Source organism: Streptomyces sp. NPDC005576 (assembly GCF_042871745.1).
Classification (GTDB): Bacteria; Actinomycetota; Actinomycetes; order Streptomycetales; family Streptomycetaceae; genus Streptomyces.
On sequence record NZ_JBIAJC010000002.1, the window covers coordinates 158337 to 175690 of the forward strand.

At 72.1% G+C, this 17354-nt stretch carries 19 protein-coding genes; 11 read left to right on the forward strand and 8 right to left on the reverse strand.

The window, feature by feature from the left end:
• Positions 1-85: 85 nt before the first annotated feature.
• Complete coding sequence (locus ACFYPN_RS04010; protein WP_358762380.1) at positions 86-751, reverse strand: O-methyltransferase; 666 nt, start codon at positions 749-751, stop codon at positions 86-88.
• A 179-nt stretch (positions 752-930) separates the two neighbouring features.
• Here ACFYPN_RS04010 and sigE point away from each other — a divergent pair, with 179 nt between their 5' ends.
• From sigE to ACFYPN_RS04035, 5 genes are all read left to right on the forward strand, one after another.
• A complete protein-coding gene (gene sigE, locus ACFYPN_RS04015; RefSeq protein WP_358762378.1) occupies positions 931-1692 on the forward strand; it encodes an RNA polymerase sigma factor SigE in 762 nt (253 codons plus the stop codon).
• Complete coding sequence (locus tag ACFYPN_RS04020; RefSeq protein ID WP_389296630.1) at positions 1689-2723, forward strand: zf-HC2 domain-containing protein; 1035 nt, start codon at positions 1689-1691, stop codon at positions 2721-2723. The genes sigE and ACFYPN_RS04020 overlap by 4 nt, the downstream gene beginning before the upstream one ends.
• A 181-nt stretch (positions 2724-2904) precedes the next feature.
• Positions 2905-4578 (forward strand): trypsin-like peptidase domain-containing protein, encoded by a 1674-nt coding sequence (locus tag ACFYPN_RS04025; protein ID WP_389296631.1) that lies wholly within the window; start codon positions 2905-2907, stop codon positions 4576-4578.
• A gap of 281 nt (positions 4579-4859) precedes the next feature.
• Positions 4860-5360, forward strand: a complete 501-nt coding sequence (locus tag ACFYPN_RS04030) for a sec-independent translocase (protein WP_358762374.1) — start codon at positions 4860-4862, stop codon at positions 5358-5360.
• A gap of 125 nt (positions 5361-5485) precedes the next feature.
• The gene (locus ACFYPN_RS04035; RefSeq protein ID WP_358762372.1) at positions 5486-6151 is read left to right on the forward strand and encodes a hypothetical protein; all 666 of its coding nucleotides are present in this window, start codon (positions 5486-5488) and stop codon (positions 6149-6151) included.
• Positions 6152-6239: 88 nt separating this feature from the next.
• On the opposite strand, the gene ACFYPN_RS04040 is transcribed toward ACFYPN_RS04035, so the two are convergent.
• The 3 genes from ACFYPN_RS04040 to ACFYPN_RS04050 are packed head-to-tail and all read right to left on the reverse strand — an operon-like array spanning position 6240 to position 9240.
• Positions 6240-7373, reverse strand: a complete 1134-nt coding sequence (locus tag ACFYPN_RS04040; protein ID WP_266708782.1) for an Mrp/NBP35 family ATP-binding protein — start codon at positions 7371-7373, stop codon at positions 6240-6242.
• A 42-nt stretch (positions 7374-7415) separates the two neighbouring features.
• Positions 7416-7976 (reverse strand): DUF1003 domain-containing protein, encoded by a 561-nt coding sequence (locus tag ACFYPN_RS04045; RefSeq protein WP_358762370.1) that lies wholly within the window; start codon positions 7974-7976, stop codon positions 7416-7418.
• Positions 7966-9240 (reverse strand): magnesium transporter MgtE N-terminal domain-containing protein, encoded by a 1275-nt coding sequence (locus tag ACFYPN_RS04050; protein WP_358762368.1) that lies wholly within the window; start codon positions 9238-9240, stop codon positions 7966-7968. Before ACFYPN_RS04050 ends, ACFYPN_RS04045 begins: the two co-directional genes overlap by 11 nt.
• A 239-nt stretch (positions 9241-9479) precedes the next feature.
• Between ACFYPN_RS04050 and ACFYPN_RS04055 the strand changes: the two genes are divergently transcribed.
• Positions 9480-10238 carry a hypothetical protein gene (locus ACFYPN_RS04055; protein WP_389296632.1) on the forward strand — a complete coding sequence of 253 codons (759 nt, stop codon included), beginning with the start codon at positions 9480-9482 and terminating at the stop codon, positions 10236-10238.
• A 79-nt stretch (positions 10239-10317) separates the two neighbouring features.
• Here the strand turns inward: ACFYPN_RS04055 and ACFYPN_RS04060 are convergent, their stop codons facing one another.
• Positions 10318-10833, reverse strand: a complete 516-nt coding sequence (locus tag ACFYPN_RS04060) for a hypothetical protein (protein WP_389296633.1) — start codon at positions 10831-10833, stop codon at positions 10318-10320.
• A gap of 45 nt (positions 10834-10878) precedes the next feature.
• The gene (locus ACFYPN_RS04065; protein ID WP_358762362.1) at positions 10879-12006 is read right to left on the reverse strand and encodes a magnesium and cobalt transport protein CorA; all 1128 of its coding nucleotides are present in this window, start codon (positions 12004-12006) and stop codon (positions 10879-10881) included.
• Between the two features lie 418 nt (positions 12007-12424).
• Between ACFYPN_RS04065 and ACFYPN_RS04070 the strand changes: the two genes are divergently transcribed.
• Positions 12425-13009 carry a suppressor of fused domain protein gene (locus ACFYPN_RS04070; RefSeq protein ID WP_389296634.1) on the forward strand — a complete coding sequence of 195 codons (585 nt, stop codon included), beginning with the start codon at positions 12425-12427 and terminating at the stop codon, positions 13007-13009.
• 25 nt (positions 13010-13034) lie between these two features.
• Here ACFYPN_RS04070 and ACFYPN_RS04075 read toward each other — a convergent pair whose 3' ends face one another.
• Complete coding sequence (locus tag ACFYPN_RS04075; protein ID WP_389296635.1) at positions 13035-13187, reverse strand: hypothetical protein; 153 nt, start codon at positions 13185-13187, stop codon at positions 13035-13037.
• Between the two features lie 127 nt (positions 13188-13314).
• Between ACFYPN_RS04075 and ACFYPN_RS04080 the strand changes: the two genes are divergently transcribed.
• From ACFYPN_RS04080 to ACFYPN_RS04090, 3 genes are all read left to right on the forward strand, one after another.
• Positions 13315-13992 carry a DUF6758 family protein gene (locus ACFYPN_RS04080; RefSeq protein WP_358762358.1) on the forward strand — a complete coding sequence of 226 codons (678 nt, stop codon included), beginning with the start codon at positions 13315-13317 and terminating at the stop codon, positions 13990-13992.
• Between the two features lie 182 nt (positions 13993-14174).
• Positions 14175-15041, forward strand: a complete 867-nt coding sequence (locus ACFYPN_RS04085; RefSeq protein WP_389296636.1) for a PHP domain-containing protein — start codon at positions 14175-14177, stop codon at positions 15039-15041.
• A gap of 236 nt (positions 15042-15277) precedes the next feature.
• Positions 15278-15883 carry a MarC family protein gene (locus tag ACFYPN_RS04090; RefSeq protein ID WP_389296637.1) on the forward strand — a complete coding sequence of 202 codons (606 nt, stop codon included), beginning with the start codon at positions 15278-15280 and terminating at the stop codon, positions 15881-15883.
• Positions 15884-15990: 107 nt separating this feature from the next.
• On the opposite strand, the gene ACFYPN_RS04095 is transcribed toward ACFYPN_RS04090, so the two are convergent.
• A complete protein-coding gene (locus ACFYPN_RS04095; RefSeq protein ID WP_015611185.1) occupies positions 15991-16143 on the reverse strand; it encodes a hypothetical protein in 153 nt (50 codons plus the stop codon).
• Positions 16144-16354: 211 nt separating this feature from the next.
• On the opposite strand from ACFYPN_RS04095, the gene ACFYPN_RS04100 reads away from it, so the two are divergent.
• Entirely contained in the window at positions 16355-17263 is a 909-nt protein-coding gene (locus tag ACFYPN_RS04100) for an NYN domain-containing protein (RefSeq protein WP_358762352.1), read from the forward strand.
• Positions 17264-17354 lie beyond the last annotated feature (91 nt).

The window sequence follows — 17354 nt, forward strand, 5'->3', positions numbered from 1 at the left end:
GACCGTGGCCGGGGCGCCGTAGCGTGTTCGCGCCGCAGCGGTACGGGCCGTGCGCACAGCGGCCGGGCCTTCCCGGCCGGCGGGCTCAGCCGCGCCGGACCGCGCAGAGCAGGCCGTCGCCGACCGGCAGCAGCGTGGACATCAGCTCCTGGCTCTCCCGCACCGCCCGCAGCAGCTCACGGATGCGCTGGACCTCGGCGGGCTGGGCCGCGGCGTCGACCGTACGGCCGTCCGCGAAGACCCCTTCAAAGCAGACGACGCCGCCCCGGCGGAGCAGACGCAACGATTCCGCGAGGTAGTCCAGGCTCTCCAGCCGGTCGCCGTCGCAGAAGACGAGGTCGTACCCGCCGTCGGCGAGCCGTGGCAGGACGTCCAGCGCGCGTCCGGGGATGAAGCGGGCCTTGTTGGTGGCGTAGCCGGCGGAGCGGAACGCCTCACGGGCGAACTGCTGCCGTTCCGGCTCGGGGTCGACCGTGGTCAGCACCCCGTCCGGGCGCATCCCGTTCAGCAGGTAGATGCCGGACACGCCGGTACCGGTGCCGATCTCCGCCACCGCCTTGGCGTCCGCCGCGGCGGCGAGCAGCCGCAACGCGGCTCCCGTGCCGGGGGAGACCGAGCGGATCCCGAACGACCTGGACCGCTCGCGGGCCAGGTACAGAGCCTCGTCCTCGGGGACAAAGGCGTCGGCGAACGCCCAGCTCGTCTGCCGGTTGGCGGTAATGACCCTCTCCTGTCCCCGTAGTTGGCGCAACGGTGACTGTATCCGCTGCGCAGGGGAACCCGCAGATGGGACCGGACGTTGGGGGAGGAGAGGGGAAAGCGCCCGAAGGGGGCCCGCGGATCGGGCTCACCGGACCGGCACGAGCAGGCCCCGGGCATGGCCCGGCCCCTCCGAAAAAGGCTTATACGGAGCTAACGGGCGAGGTGGCTATGGTAGGGGCTCCACTGGACACCACCAGAGCCGACAGGGGAGGTGCGGCTGCGCCTGGGGATCGGGGAGGAGTGCTGCGGCGCTTTCTCAGGTCGGCGGGTGAGCCGAAATCCGTGACCAACCAAGCTGACCGTTCTTCCAACGATTCCGCAACGACCGCGACCTTCGCCTCCGACACGGAATCCCCGGCGTGGACCCCGCCCTCCTGGGAAGAGATCGTCAGCACCCACAGCGGTCGCGTGTACCGACTCGCGTACCGGCTGACGGGCAACCAGCACGACGCGGAGGACCTCACCCAAGAGGTCTTCGTCCGCGTCTTCCGGTCGCTGTCGACGTACACCCCCGGCACCTTCGAGGGCTGGCTGCACCGCATCACCACCAACCTCTTCCTCGACATGGTCCGCCGCAAGCAGCGGATCCGTTTCGACTCCCTCGGCGACGACGCCGCCGAACGGCTGCCCAGCCGTGAGCCGTCGCCGCAGCAGGTGTTCAACGACACCCACTTCGACGCGGACGTGCAGCAGGCGCTGGACACCCTCGCTCCCGAATTCCGGGCCGCCGTGGTGCTCTGCGACATCGAGGGTCTGAGCTACGAGGAAATCGCGGCGACCCTCGGAGTCAAGCTCGGCACCGTGCGCAGCCGCATCCACCGAGGCCGTTCGCATCTGCGCAAGGCGCTCAAGCACCGGTCTCCCGAAGCCCGCGCCGAACAGCGCTCCCTGGCGGGCGCCGTCCTCGCGGGGGAGGGCGGTACGACGTGACACCCACAGGTCCCACCCCTGCCGAGCAGCACTTGGGGGACCGGCTCGCCGCCCTGGTCGACGGCGAGCTCAAACACGACGCCCGCGAACGCGTCCTGGCCCACCTCGCCACCTGCGCCCGCTGCAAGGCGGAAGCGGATGCCCAACGGCGGGTCAAGTCGGTGTTCGCACAGACGGCTCCCCCGTCGCCCACCGAGGGCTTCCTCGCGCGGCTCCAGGGTCTCCCCGGCGGTACCGGCACCGACGACGGATTCCGGGGCGGGCCCTTCGGCCCCGACGGGCGGCCGGTGGACGACTTCCGCCTCCCGGCGCGTCCCCCCGTCGGTCGCCGGGCGGAGAAGGTCCCCTCGCCGCTGGACGGCTTCGGATACCTCCCCACCGTGCACGGGTCGGGCGCCGTCCTGCCCGGCGGCGCCGCCGGTTCCGCCTTCCGCATACACGAGGTGGCCCGCGAGGCCGACCGCGGTCCCTGGCGCAGCCGGCGGATCGCGTTCGCCGCTGCCAGCGCCGTATCCCTGGCGGCCATCGCGCTGGGCGGTGCCGTCCCGGTGGGCGACGCCTTCGACACCCCGTTGCGGGCCGAGGGCGCCGGGTCCGCGGCGACCCCGCTCGACGCCGACGAACGCGCGGCGAGCGGCATCTCCGCGGCCAGCCGCGGGAGCTCCCAGGGGGGCGCGCTCTCGGTGGAGGGCCCCTCCGAAGGCACGGACAGCACAGCCGCCACGGCCACCACGCCCACCTTCGCCGCGTCGTCCGCCTCCGGGGGGCTCACCACCGGCGCCCGGTCCTTCTCCGGAACCGGCAGCACCGGCACCGAGACCCTCTTCGGGACGGGGCAGGAGTACACGCAGCCGACGAGGAAGGTCTCGCTGGCGTCGCTGATATGCCCCAGCACGGCTTCCCCGCTCCTCGCGCCGCTCTTCCCCGCCGCGGCCGCGCAGCCGGGGGCCACCCCGTCCTCGGCCGCCCCCTCCCCGTCCGCCTCCACGCCGCTCTCGGCCCTGCCGTCGCCGCACCAGGCGCTGCGCTGATCGCCCCCGCGCCGGTCATGCCCCGGCGCGGGAACGGCACCTCCCCCCGACGCCCGGGCGGCCCGCACCGGCCGCCTCCTCGGCCGCCCCTCGCCGTCTCCGTTCAACCGGCCCAAAACCTGGTTGAATTCCGGTCGGAACGCTCCGAGGAGGGCGTGCGGAGGTCATGTGCGGGGAGAGTATGGACGAGGGAAAGCCCACCGGATCGAAGCCGAAGTGGTGGAGCCGTCCCGCGACGGGACCCGCCGCCGACACCGAGGGCTCGCTCCCGCCGGTCGCACCCGGCCGGCCCGCGCCGCTTGCGCCGGTCGCACCGGAACAGCCGACACCGGTCGCACCGGATCAGCCCGTGCCCCTTGCGCCGGGCCCCGTACCGGCCGCGGACGGTCCCCCGACGGAGGCTCCGGGCCTCCCCGGCCCGCGTACCCCCGGGGCGGCGCGCCCCCTGCACGAGCCCGACGAGTACAGCACCCCGCCCTACGGCGGCCCCGGCCCCTGGGCGCCCGCCCCGCCGGTCCAGCACCCGGCGGCGACTCCCGCCCACGGCACCGCCGTGCCCCAGGCGTACGCGACGGCACCCGGTGCGCCGCACACGGCGGGCCACCACGCGGGGCAGCCCGCACCGGTGCAGGCCGCCCGGCCCGGCGCTCCCTGGCTCCACTACGACCCGTGGGGTTCTCGGCAGCAGCCGCTGATCAGGACCGTCCCCCAGCACTCCGGGGTCGTCCCGGCAGCGGGCCGCCAGGGCGGCCGGCGCGGGTCGCTCCTCGTCGGGGCCGTCCTCCTCACGCTGGTCGCGGGAGCCGTCGGCGGCGGGGTCGGTTCGTACATCGAACGGAACGGCGGGATCACCACCGTGCACCTCCCGCAGGCCGGCCCCGCGCCCGCCGGCCGGGCACCCGACAGCGTCGCCGGGATCGCCGCGAGCGCCCTGCCGGGCGTGGTCACCCTGCACGTCAGCGGCAACGCGGAATCCGGTACGGGCACCGGCTTCGTCCTCGACGACCAGGGCCACATCCTCACCAACAACCACGTCGTGGCGCCCGCCGGGTCGTCCGGCGACATCACCGTGACGTTCAGCGGCGGCGAGAACGCGAGGGCCGAGGTGGTCGGCACGGACAGCGGGTACGACCTCGCCGTGGTCAAGGTCAGCGGGGTGTCCGGCCTGAAGCCGCTGACGCTCGGCAACTCCGACGACGTGGCGGTCGGCGACCCGGTGGTGGCCATCGGAGCCCCGTACGACCTGTCGAACACGGTCACCTCCGGGATCATCAGCGCCAAGCAGCGCCCGATCACCGCCGGCGGCGAGGAGGCAGGCTCCACCGACGTCAGTTACGTCGACGCCCTCCAGACCGACGCCCCGATCAACCCCGGCAACTCCGGCGGCCCGCTCCTGGACTCACGGGCCCGGGTGATCGGCATCAACAGCGCCATCCGCGCCGCCGACACCGGCGCCGGCGGGACGGGCGCCCAGGCGGGTTCGATCGGCCTCGGGTTCGCCATACCGATCAACCAGGGCAAGCGCGTCGCCGAGGAGCTCATCAACACCGGCAGGGCCACCCACCCGGTCATCGGCGTCTCCCTGGACATGGCGTACGCAGGCGACGGCGCCAAGGTGAACACCGGGGGAGCGGACGGCTCCGCCGCCGTCACCGAGGGCGGTCCGGGCGACCGGGCCGGTCTCCGGCCCGGCGACGTCATCACGGCGGTGGACGGTGTCCGCGTCCACAACGGCGAGGAGCTGATCGTGAAGATCCGCGCCCACCGGCCGGGCGACCGGCTCGGCCTGCGGCTGACCCGCGGGGGTAAAGAGCTGTCCATGACTTTGACCTTGGGGTCCGCCACCGGCAGCTGATCGGCCGCCGTGTGTTCCGATGCCTGTTCATACGGCCCGGGAACCGGGAACCACCGGCAGAGACGTGCGCCGGCCCCTGCCCCGCTGCGACGTCCGCGGCGGGCCGGGGGCGGTCCCCGGCGACTCCATGACCGGATTCCGGGGCGGCGGGCGCCCCCTGGACGTCGTCCAGAGCTACCGTCCGTACAGCTCGGCCAGGTACGGTTTGCACGGCCGGACTTTCCGGCCGTGCCGGTGGGAGACCACGCGACTCATACGCGGAGCACACGAGGAGCGGCAAAGTGTTCAACGACATAGGCGCACTTGAGCTGCTGACTCTCGGGATTCTCGCCGTCCTGGTCTTCGGCCCCGACAAGCTGCCGAAGGTCATCCAGGACGTCACGCGCACGATCCGCAAGATCCGCGAGTTCTCGGACAGCGCCAAGCAGGACATCCGCTCCGAGCTGGGCCCGCAGTTCAAGGACTTCGAGTTCGAGGACCTGAACCCCAAGACGTTCATCCGCAAGCAGCTCATGGACGGCGAGGACGATCTCGGGCTCAAGGAGATCCGCGAGAGCTTCGACCTCCGCAAGGAGATCACCGACATGACGGACGCCGTGCACGGCCGCGAGAGCGTGGCGGCCACCACGGCGGCGACGGTGGCCTCGGCCCGTTCCGACGCCGGCGCGCTGACGAAGCCCGCCGCCGCCGACCCGCTGGTCAAGGGCTCCGCGGACCCCCTGAAGAAGGCCGCTCCGGCCGCTCAGGACGACCGTCCGCCCTTCGACGCCGACGCCACCTGAGACCGGTCAATCCCGGCTCGTCCGGACGGTATGGCTATTCTCCATCTGTCCGGTTGCGAGGATGCCCGAGCCCGCGGGGGGCGGGCCGCTCCGGATCCTGAGAGATCGAGGAGGCGGCCGGGTAGATGGAGACCACGAGTCGGGCTGACACGGATGGCACGCCCAGCACGGAGACCGCGCCGGCGGAGGGGGTGCCCTCGGCCCGGCCGGCGGTCGTCGACGGCTATCTGCAGGCGTCCTTCCCCTGGTACGCCCTGGACGAGGCGTTCACCGGACCGCGACGGCTGGGCCAGGTCGGCAGGGCCGCGGACGGGACGGTCCAGCACGGCGCGATCGGCCACGGCGACGAGCCGCTGGCACGTCCCGACGCGGGCCCCGAGAAGGACCGGTTCGCCGTCGTGGTGACCGTGGCCAGCAGCCCCGTACGCGGCAGCGGCGACGGCACCGGCACGCTGGAGGCCACCACGGTGTCCACGGCGGCCTGGCTGGCCGGTTCCGGACTCCTCGCCTGCACCTGGCCGCCGCAGCTCGACCACGGCCTCCGCGACGACTGGCTCGACCAGCAGACCGAGATCGCGTTCGAGCTCGCCGACGAGCTGGCCGGGGCGCCCTGGTCGAGGCTCTCGCTGCCGGTGGACGGCGTGCCGGTCGAGTTCCACTACCGCGAGTCCGAGTTCGGCTGGGTGCTGGCCGGGTCGGCGAGGGGCGTGCACCTCGGTGCGTACGGCCGGGGGATGAGCGCGTACGGGCTCGGCTTCTCGGCCGTCGAGGACGTCGCCGCCTACGCCTGAGGGATGCGCGAGGAGCCGGGCGGTCCGTGACTACGGACCGCCCGGCTCCTCATGCGTCAGCCGCGAGACCCGCCGGTCTCCACGGGACTCAGAACTTGTTGCGCGGCGTGATGCCCAGCGACATGCCGGACAGGCCGCGCTGACGGCCTCCCAGCTTCTCCGCGATGGAGCGCAGCGCGCGGCCGGCGGGGGAGTCCGGGTCGGAGAGCACGACCGGCTTGCCCTCGTCGCCGCCCTCGCGGAGCCGTACGTCGATCGGGATCGAACCGAGCACCGGGACCTCGGCGCCGATCGTCTTCGTCAGACCGTCCGCCACCCGCTGCCCGCCGCCGCTGCCGAACACGTCGACCATCTCGTCGCAGTGCGGGCACGGCATGCCCGACATGTTCTCCACCACACCGGCGATCTTCTGGTGCGTCTGCACCGCGATCGAACCGGCCCGTTCCGCGACCTCGGCCGCCGCCTGCTGCGGGGTGGTGACGACGAGGATCTCGGCGTTCGGCACGAGCTGCGCCACCGAGATCGCGATGTCACCGGTGCCCGGGGGCAGGTCGAGCAGCAGGACGTCGAGGTCGCCCCAGTAGACGTCGGCGAGGAACTGCTGGAGCGCCCGGTGCAGCATCGGGCCGCGCCAGACCACCGGGGCGTTGCCCGGGGTGAACATGCCGATGGAGATGACCTTCACGCCGTGCGCGGAGGGCGGCATGATCATGTTCTCGACCTGGGTCGGCTTGCCGTCGGCGCCGAGCATGCGGGGCACGCTGTGGCCGTAGATGTCGGCGTCGACGACGCCCACCTTCAGGCCGTCGGCCGCCATCGCCGCGGCGAGGTTGACCGTCACCGAGGACTTGCCGACGCCACCCTTGCCGGACGCGACCGCGTAGACGCGGGTGAGCGAGCCGGGCTTGGCGAAGGGCACCTCGCGCTCGGCGGTACCGCCGCGCAGCGCGCCCGCCAGCTCCTTGCGCTGCTCGTCGCTCATCACGTCCAGGGTGACCTCGACCCGCGAGACGCCCTCGACCGCGGCGACCGCGTCGGTGACGTTCCGGGTGATGGTCTCGCGCATCGGGCAGCCGGAGACGGTGAGGTACACCGTGACAGCCACCACACCGTCAGGATCGATCTCGACCGACTTCACCATGCCGAGCTCGGTGATCGGGCGGTGGATCTCCGGGTCGTTCACTGTCGCCAGTGCTTCGCGCACCGCGTCTTCCGTAGCCATACGACGATGTTACGGCGCGTGGCGCTACGCGCGGGTAGCCCCTCAGCGGTCGCCTTCGTCACTCTCGGACGGAAGGAGGATCCGCCGGTCCTCCAGGTCCTTCACGAGGTCCTCCAGCTCCGAGCGGATCCAGTCACGGGTGGCGACCTCGCCGAGGCCCATCCGGAGCGCGGCGATCTCCCGGGTGAGGAACTCGGTGTCGGCGATGGACCGCTCGTTCTGCTTGCGGTCCTGCTCGTGGGTGACCCGGTCACGGTCGTCCTGGCGGTTCTGCGCCAGCAGGATGAGCGGCGCCGCGTACGAGGCCTGGAGCGAGAGCATCAGCGTCAGGAAGATGAACGGGTACTCGTCGAACCGGAGCGCCGTCGGCGCGAAGATGTTCCAGAGCACCCAGAGGACGATGATCAGCGTCATCCAGACGATGAACCGCCCGGTGCCCAGGAAGCGGGCGATCCGCTCCGAGAACCGGCCGAACGCCTCCGGGTCGTACTCCGGGATGAGCCGGCGGCGCGGGGCCTTCGGCTGGTCCAGCCGGAACCTGGGCGGGCGCACCATCCCGGACGAACCGGTGGACGCCGCCTTCGTACGCTCCTCAGCGGCCACGGGCGATCCCCTCCTCGCCGTGGAAGTCGGTCTCCCGCCAGTCCTCCGGCAGCAGGTGGTCCAGCACGTCGTCGATGGTCACCGCGCCCAGCAGAGAGCCGCTCTCGTCGACCACGGGCACCGAGACCAGGTTGTAGGCGGCCAGATAGCTGGTGACCACCGCCAGCGGGGTGTCCGGCGGCAGTGGCACGAGGTCGCTGTCCACGATCGAGCTGACCAGCGCGAACGGCGGGTCCCGCAGCAGCCGCTGGAAGTGGACGGTCCCGAGGTACTTGCCGGTGGGCGTCTCGTCGGGCGACCGGCAGACGTACACCTGGGCGGCGAGCGCGGGGGAGAGGTCCGACTGGCGCACCCGGGCGAGCGCGTCCGCGACGGTGGCGTCCGGGCGCAGCACGATCGGCTCGGTCGTCATCAGACCGCCCGCCGTCCGGTCCTCGTAGCTCATCAGCCGGCGCACGTCGGCCGCGTCGTCCGGGCGCATCAGCGTCAGCAGCCGCTCCTTGTCCGCCTCCGGCAGCTCGGAGAGCAGGTCCGCCGCGTCGTCCGGGTCCATCGCCTCCAGCACGTCCGCCGCGCGCTCCTCCTTGAGCTTGCCGATGATCTCCACCTGGTCGTCCTCCGGCAGCTCCTCCAGGACGTCGGCGAGCCGGTCGTCGTCGAGGGCGGCGGCCACCTCCGCCCGGCGCTTGGGCGTCAGGTGGTGCAGGGCGTTGGCGACGTCGGCGGGGCGCAGCCGTTCGAAGGTGGCGACCAGGCTCTCGGCGCCCTGCCCGTGCTCCTCCAGCGAGAAGTCGCGGACCGCCGACCACTCGACGGTCAGGGTCTCGCCCTTGCGGCGCAGCGCCCCGCCGCGCCCCTTGCGGACGAAGTACTTGTCGATCTCCCAGTCGCGGCGGGCCGGCAGCTGGTGGATGGCCACATCGAGGATGGTGACCTCCTCGCCGCTCGTCGCGAGCCGCACCCGCCGGTCCAGGAACTCCCCGAGCACCAGACGCTCGGTGGGGCGCTGTTCGAAGCGCCGCATGTTGATCACTCCGGTGGTGATGACCTGGCCGGACTCGACCCCGGTCACCCGGGTCATCGGCAGGAAGATGCGCCGCCGGCTGACCACCTCCACCACCATGCCGAGCAGCCGCGGCGGCCTGCCGCCGACGCGCAACATCGCCACCAGGTCGCGGACCCGGCCGACCTGGTCGCCGTTGGGATCGAAGACCGGGACTCCGGAGAGGTGCGAGACGAAGACCCTGGGCGCGCCCGATGCCATTGCGCACCCCTTCCGTACCGTTGCCGCGTGCATGTACCCGACGTGATCCTTTAACCGTACGTCAGGGGCGCCGGTGACGCCGGTGTGCCGGATTCAGGCTAGCCCGTACCGCTGCGCCCCGCTCTGTACCCCTCCGTACCGACCTGGCGCACGCCCGGACGGCTCCCTTCCGGACGGCGTCCGAACCCCGGGTACGCTGCCGCTTGCCATCCCACACGCATGACGAGAGGCAAGTACGCGTGACCTCCTACGCCCCCGCCGTACGGGCCCGCCGCACCGCGCTCGCCGTGGCACTCGGGGCGGGGCTCGCCCTGGTCCTCACCGGTTGCACGGGCGAGGACCCCGACAAGGGCACGAACGGAATCGGCAAGCTCTCCGCCACGGAGATCGACACCCGGGCCCGAGCCGCCGCCGACGCCGCCACCGCCGTCCACCTCGCGGGCACCCTCATCAGCAAAGACGGCAGCTACACCCTCGACATGCGGCTCAACGCCGACGGCGGCACCGGCTCCGTCACCTCGCGGCAGAACACCTTCGCCGTCCTCCGGGTCGGTGACGAGCTCTACCTCAAGGCGGACACCGCCTTCTGGAGCGCCGAGCAGGACGGCAAGGGCGAGGACGGAGACGGAGAGGCCGCCAGGAAGCTCGGCGGCAAGTACGTCAAGGTGCCCGAGGACGACCCCACCTACAAGCAACTGCGCGGCTTCACCGAGAAGGACACCCTGCTCGACGGGCTCCTCTCCCTGCACGGCACCGTCAACAAGGGCGAGCGGGACACCATCACCGGCGTCCCCACCATCAAGATCCTGGGCGGGAAGGGCGAGGGCGGGGCGTTCGACGTGTCGCTCACCGGCACGCCGTACCCCGTCAAGGTGGCGCGCGGCGGCGGTGGCGGGACGGTCACCCTCGCCGACTGGGGCCGCTCCTTCGACCTGGCGGCCCCGCCGCAGGACGACACGGTGGACTACGGCGGCGAGCTGCCGAAGAACTCCGGCTGAGCCGCTCGTAGGTCCGGGCCGGCCGTTGCTGAGGGCCGGGGGCGGCTGTTGCTGAGGGCCGGGGGCGGAACGCCGGCCCTCAGACCTTGGGGCGGCGCTTCTTCAGCAGCAGCCGGGGGAGTCCGGCCGGTACCGGTTCGCGGGTGATCGCCGGGGTGGCGAGGGGGCGGGCGGCGAGCGAGCCGTCCGGCAGATCGGTGGTGTGCGCCACGGGCGTCAGCCGCACCACCCGGCAGTCGCGCGCCCAGCGCTCCGTCAGCCGTTCCGCGTCGGGCGCGTTCAGCCGCTTCCCCTTCAGCTCCGCGACCGCCGCCTCCCACTCCTCGGAGTGCGGGGCGAGCTCGGCCACCGAGGCGGTCCACGCGACGACCCGGCCGCCCTTGTCCTTGCTGCGCACCGTCACCCCGGCCCGCGCGCCGTCCGCCAGACCGTCCGGGAGCGGCTGCTCACCGGGACCGCCGACGAGCAGCGCCGCGCCCTCGTGCCAGACGTGCCAGAGCGCCCGGGCGGCGCCGGAGGCGCGCACCCAGATCAGGCCGGACTTCTTGGTGGCCTCCTCGACGAGGGCCTGCCCGAGCAACGAGTCAGCAGTCATGGCGAAGAGCCTAACGGCCCGTCGTCCGGGCCCGCGTGGCGGGAATCAGAGCCAGCCGTTGCGCTTCAGCGTCCGGTGGATGGAGAAACAGACCACCGCGATGACGCCCAGCACCATCGGGTAGCCGTACGTCCACTTCAGCTCCGGCATGTGCTCGAAGTTCATGCCGTAGACCCCGCAGATCATCGTGGGCACGGCGACGATGGCGGCCCAGGACGTGATCTTGCGCATGTCCTCGTTCTGGGTGACGGTCGCCTGCGCCAGGTTGGCCTGGAGGATCGAGTTCAGCAGTTCGTCGAAGCCGAGCACCTCCTCCTGGACCCGGGCGAGGTGGTCGGCCACGTCGCGGAAGTACTTCTGGATGTCCGGGTCGATCAGCCGCATCGGCCGCTCGCTGAGGAGCTGCATCGGCCGCTGGAGCGGCGAGACGGCCCGCTTGAACTCCAGCACCTCACGCTTGAGTTGGTAGATCCGCCCGGCGTCGGTGCCGCGTGCGCTGCCCTTCGTCGGAGTGGAGAAGACGTCGATCTCCACCTCGTCGATGTCGTCCTGCACCGCGGCGGCCACCGCGATGTAACCGTCCACCACGTGGTCGGCGATGGAGTGCAGCACGGCGGACGGGCCCTTGGCGAGCAGCTCCGGATCGTCCTGGAGGCGGTGGCGCAGGGCGCGCAGCGAGCCCTGACCGCCGTGCCGGACGGTGATCACGAAGTCCCGGCCGGTGAAGCACATCACCTCGCCGGTCTCCACGACCTCGCTGGTCGCGGTGAGTTCGGCATGCTCGACGTAGTGGATGGTCTTGAAGACGGTGAAGAGCGTGTCGTCGTACCGCTCCAGCTTCGGCCGCTGGTGGGCGTGGACCGCGTCCTCGACCGCCAGCGGGTGCAGCCCGAACTCCCGGGCGATGACCGCGAATTCGGCCTCGGTGGGTTCGTGCAGCCCGATCCAGGCGAAGCCGCCGCCCTCGCGCACCCGCAGCATCGCCTCGTGCGGGGTCTGGCAGGCGGAGGCCTCCATGCGGCGGCCGTCGCGGTAGACCGCGCAGTCCACCACGGCACTGGAGGCGGACGGGTCGCGGGTGGTGTCGTAACCGGTGTACGGGGCTGGGGTCTTGCGGAAGGAGGGCCGCAGGGAAGGGCGCACGGCGGCGCGCAGGTCACGGATCATGGACATGGCAGGCTCCTACACGAAAGGGCCGTGCGGTGCGCGCAGGCGGAACAGCCCGGAATGGAGACGTGGAAACCACGTCCGCAAAGCGGGCGGCACCGCGGAGCGGTGGCGACGGCGTTCGCTACAGACAGGGCAAAAAACGGGATGCTCTTCCGCCGTGCGACAAGCCACGAGCCCTGACCGAGAGGGCTTAAGAAATCACCGGGTAACGGTGGAGACGGAAGAGCGCTCGGTACTGCACGGTCGACTTGGATCCATGGCAGTCCCCACCTCCTCCGGTCGGTCCCCCGTGGGGGACGACGTGCTGTCGGGACGGAGAGGGCGCCGCATCGCGCGCTGTCCCGACCGGCGGCCAGGCTATCAGTCGGCCCGGGGTCAATCCCTTACTTTGCCCGTTCGATACGCGTTCTATGCTCGCGGCATGGAAGAAATTCTCGCGCTCGTCGAAGCCCGTCTCCGCACCGCTCTGGGGGAGCCGGACGCCCGCGCCGCCGTCACCTTCCTCGGCACGGACCGCATCGAAGTGCTGCGCTTCCTGGACGGGGACGTGGTCCGCTACGCCACCCTCGGCATGTCCGCCCAGCCCATGGCGGACCCCACCTCGCCGCTCGCCGACCCCGTGAAGGGCCCCCGCGCCGAACTGGTGCTCTCCGTGCGCGCGGGCCTGGCCGACACCGACCAGGTCCTCCGCCCGCTCGCCGTGCTGGCGGCGTCCCCGCAGGTCGAAGGCGTGATCGTGGCGCCCGGCGCCTCCCTCGACCTGGGCGACCCGCTCTGGCCGTCGGCCCCCTTCTCCTCGGTGCTCGTGGCCGAGTCCGGCGGACTGGTGGAGGACCTGGAGCTCGACGCGCCGATGGACCCGGTGCGCTTCCTGCCGCTGCTCCCGATGACCCCGAACGAGGCCGCCTGGAAGCGGGTCCGGGGCGCCCAGGAGCTCCAGGAGCGCTGGCTCTCCCACGGCACCGACCTGCGGGACCCGCTGCGCACCTCCGTACCGCTGGACTGAGATCACCCGTCCACGTTCAAGCGTTTCACCCGTCCGTGTCGTGCGTGAGTGGCCGGGTCGTCGCGGGTGTCGGTCGGCGAGCGGAGACGCCGCCGAGGCGGACGAACCCGACCGTCATCGGGGCCGCGGTGCCGAGGAACGGGGAGCGGCCGCCGGCGTTGCCGGGCACTGCGCCCACCAGCGGTCCGTACGCCATGCCGGGGCCGGAGCGCCGCCTCGCACAACGGCACGTCCTGGCGGAAGCCACGCTGCGGACGGGTGACCGTCCTTGACGTGGCGACGCGGGAGGGGGACCGTGGGTCGCTATGAGGGGCGAACCCAGTTGCCCGAAATGCGGTGGCCGGGTAAGGGCGCCCGGTCTCTTCGCCGACTCCTGGCAGTGCCCCGCGCACGGTCCGGTCCACCCGATGCAACCGGTGGTCCCGCCGAGTGTCGAGGCGCTCGGAGTGGTGGTCCACCGCGCGCAGGTGCCGGTCTGGATGCCGTGGCCACTGCCGGTGGGCTGGCTGTTCACGGGCGTGGCGCACGCGGGCGACGACCGCAGCGGTGGCCGCGCCACCGCGCTGGTCTGCTCAGGACCCGGCCCGCTCGGCGGGCTCGGCGAACTGCTGCTGGTCGCCGAGGAACTCGGCGTCGGGCTCGGCGCCCGTTACGCCGGCATCGAGGGCCCCGACCCCGGCCCCCGCATGCGCGTCGACGGTCCCCCCGCGGCCAAGGTGCTCGCCGCCGGCCGCCCGACCCCGCTCTGGCAGGTGAACGGCGTCCCCGAGGACCGGGCCGTCTTCGCGGGCGAGGCGCGCGGGCTCTGGCTCTGGGCGATCGTCTGGCCCCAGCAGTCGGCGCTCCTCATGTACGACGAACTCGTGCTCACCGACCTCCGCGACGCGGGGGCCGAAGTGGACCTGGTGCCCTGCGGTGCCCTCACCCCCCGTCTGCTCGGCATCCCCGAAGGCCCGCCCCGGCAGGGCCCCGCACCGCGCTGAGGGCGGCCGACGCGCCTCTGCGACGCGGGCCGGGTGCGGCCGGCGCGCTCTTTCCGCGAGGGGCGGCTCCCTACGGCCGGGGGCGGCTCGGTACGGCCGTCCGGACGGAGGTCGGGTGGCGGTCGGGCGATGGTTATCCTGGAGCGTCCCCACCGTCCGCCGCGAGCACAGGAGTCATCGTCGTGCGTATCGACCTGCACACGCACTCCACCGCGTCCGACGGTACGGACACCCCGGCCGAGCTGGTCGCCCACGCGGCGGCGGCCGGACTCGACGTCGTCGCCCTCACCGACCACGACACCGTGCGCGGCCACGCGGAGGCGCGGGCGGCCCTCCCCGAAGGCCTCACCCTCGTCACCGGTGCCGAACTCTCCTGCCGTCTCGACGGGGTGAGCCTGCACATGCTGGCGTACCTCTTCGACCCCGAGGAACCCGAGTTCGCCCGCGAGCGCGAGCTGGTCAGGGACGACCGGGTGCCGCGCGCGCAGGCCATGGTGGTCAAGCTCCAGGCGCTGGGCGTACCGGTGACCTGGGAGCAGGTCGCCCGGATCGCGGGGAACGGCTCGGTGGGCCGCCCGCACGTCGCCGCCGCCCTCGTCGAACTCGGCGTCGTCCCCACCGTCTCCGACGCGTTCACCCCCGAGTGGCTCGGCGACGGCGGCCGGGCGAACGCGGCCAAGCACGAACTCGACCCCTTCGACGCCGTCCGGCTGGTCAAGGCCGCGGGCGGGGTCACCGTCTTCGCCCACCCGCAGGCCGTCAAGCGCGGCTCCGTCGTCCCCGAGTCGGCCATCGCCCGGCTCGCCGCGGCGGGACTCGACGGCATCGAGGTGGACCACATGGACCACGACGGGGCCACCCGCGCCCGGTCGCGCGGCCTCGCCGCGGACCTGGGACTGCTGACCACCGGTTCCAGCGACTACCACGGCAGCCGCAAGACCGTGGCGCTCGGCGAGTACACCACCGACCCCGAGATCTACGGCGAGATCACCCGGCGCGCCACGGGAGCCTTCCCGGTGCCGGGCGCCGGTGGAGCCCTCACCCGCTGAGGGCCCCGCGTACTGCCCGTACCGCTCCCTCTCCCGCGCGGCGGCCGGACGTCCGGTCGGCCGCGGCAGCCGTACTCCGGCGCCCTTCACACCCCGGCGCCCTTCACACCCCCCGCGCCATCCTCACGCGCCCCGGGCCCTCCCGTAGCCCCGCTCCGGCGAGCCAGGGGGCGCCCGCGCGCGGTCTCCCTCCCCGACCTGCTTCTTCTCATCTCCAGCAAGGCTCAAGGCTCACTGTGTTCGACGTCGCTGTTTTCGGTTCGCTCTTCCTCACCCTGTTCGTGATCATGGATCCGCCCGGGATCACGCCGATCTTCCTGGCCCTCACCGCGGGCCGCCCCGCCAAGACCCAGCGCAAGATGGCGCTCCAGGCGGTCGCGGTCGCCTTCGGGGTGATCGCCGTCTTCGGCGTGCTCGGCCAGCAGATCCTGGACTACCTGCACGTCTCCGTGCCCGCGCTGATGATCGCCGGCGGTCTGCTCCTGCTGCTCATCGCGCTGGACCTGCTCACCGGCAAGACGGACGAGCCGACGCAGACGAAGGACGTCAACGTGGCACTCGTACCGCTCGGCATGCCCCTGCTGGCCGGTCCGGGCGCGATCGTCTCGGTGATCCTGGCCGTGCAGCACGCGCACACCGTGAGCAGCCAGATCTCGGTCTGGGCGGCGATCGCCGTCATGCACGTGGTGCTCTGGCTGACCATGCGTCACTCGCTGGTGATCATCCGGGTCATCAAGGACGGCGGTGTGGTGCTGGTGACCCGGCTCGCCGGGATGATGCTCTCCGCCATCGCGGTCCAGCAGATCATCAACGGTGTCACCCAGGTCATCCAGAAGGGCTGAACCGGCCCGTACCACCGGAGCGGCCGGCCCCGGACGCACTGCGCCCCCGTACGGAGATCCGTACGGGGGCGACTCGACTTCTCATCAAGGCGTACTGCCGGAAGGTGTTACGAGGCCGAGCTCTCTGCCGGCCGAATGTAGATGCGCTGGCCCATAGCCGCGGCCTGCTGCACGATCCGGTTGACGGAGGCGGCGTCTACAACGGTGCTGTCCACGGCGGTACCGTCGACATCGTCGAGTCGCATGATCTCGAAGCGCACAGGGCTTCCCTTCGTCCGATCCTCCTGCTGGAGAACTACTGGTCGGACGGGACACCCCGTCCGCAAGGATAAGGAAGCGGGGCCTTGCGGTCCCACTCCCTACGAGGGGTACAACGGCCCGCCCCCCGAGAAACATTCCCTACGCTAAGGAAATTTTTTGGATGTCTAAGTACCTGTTGGCAGTCACTCCGTCACGGACGTCGGATCCCGCATGACCGACGCCGATTTCCCCACCACCCCGGACGACATCCGGGACCGCCTGGACCTGACGAACCAGCTCCTCCAGCGTGTCCTCGCCGAGGTCTCGAAAACCCCTTCCACCCACGCGATCTTCGTCGACGCGGGTTATGTCTACGCCGCCGCAGGACTTCTCGTCACCGGCACCGAGGACCGCCGCTCCTTCGACCTCGACTCGGGAGGGCTGATCGAGGCGTTCATCGAACAGGCCCGCACGATCTTCGCGGACAGCCGGCTTCTGCGCGTCTACTGGTACGACGGCGCCCGGCGCCGCACCCACACCACCGAGCAGCAGTCCATCGCGGAACTGCCCGACGTCAAAGTGCGCCTCGGCAACCTCAACGCCAACAACCAGCAGAAGGGAGTCGACTCCCTCATCCGCACCGACCTCGAATCACTCGCCCGCCACCGCGCCATCAGTGACGCCGCCCTCGTCGGCGGCGACGAGGACCTCGTCTCGGCGGTGGAAGCCGCGCAGGGGTACGGCGCCCGGGTCCACCTCTGGGGCATCGAGGCCGGTGAGGGCCGCAACCAGGCCGAGCCGCTCCTCTGGGAGGTGGACAGCCAGCGCACCTTCGACCTGGACTTCTGCCGCCCCTACGTCACCCGCCGCCCGGTCACCACGTACGAGGACGAAGGACCGGCGCCCTCCCGCGAGGACGTCCGCTTCGTCGGTGCGCAGGTCGCCGCCGCCTGGCTCGCTGCCAAGGGGCGGGAGTCCCTGGTCGACCTGATGCCGGGCCACCCGTACCTGCCGGGTTCCGTGGACCAGGATCTCCTGGTCGAGGCGGAACGCCTGCTCCAGCACTCCCTGCGCGGGCACGCCCCGCTGCGCCGGGCACTGCGTGACGGCTTCTGGCAGCACCTCCAGGCGCAGTTCTAGGGCCTGTATGGGGTTGTCGCGCGGAAGAAGGAGCGGGGCTGGGTGCGTGCGACCGCAAGGCGCCGGAGCGCCCTGGTAGCTCCGCTACCAG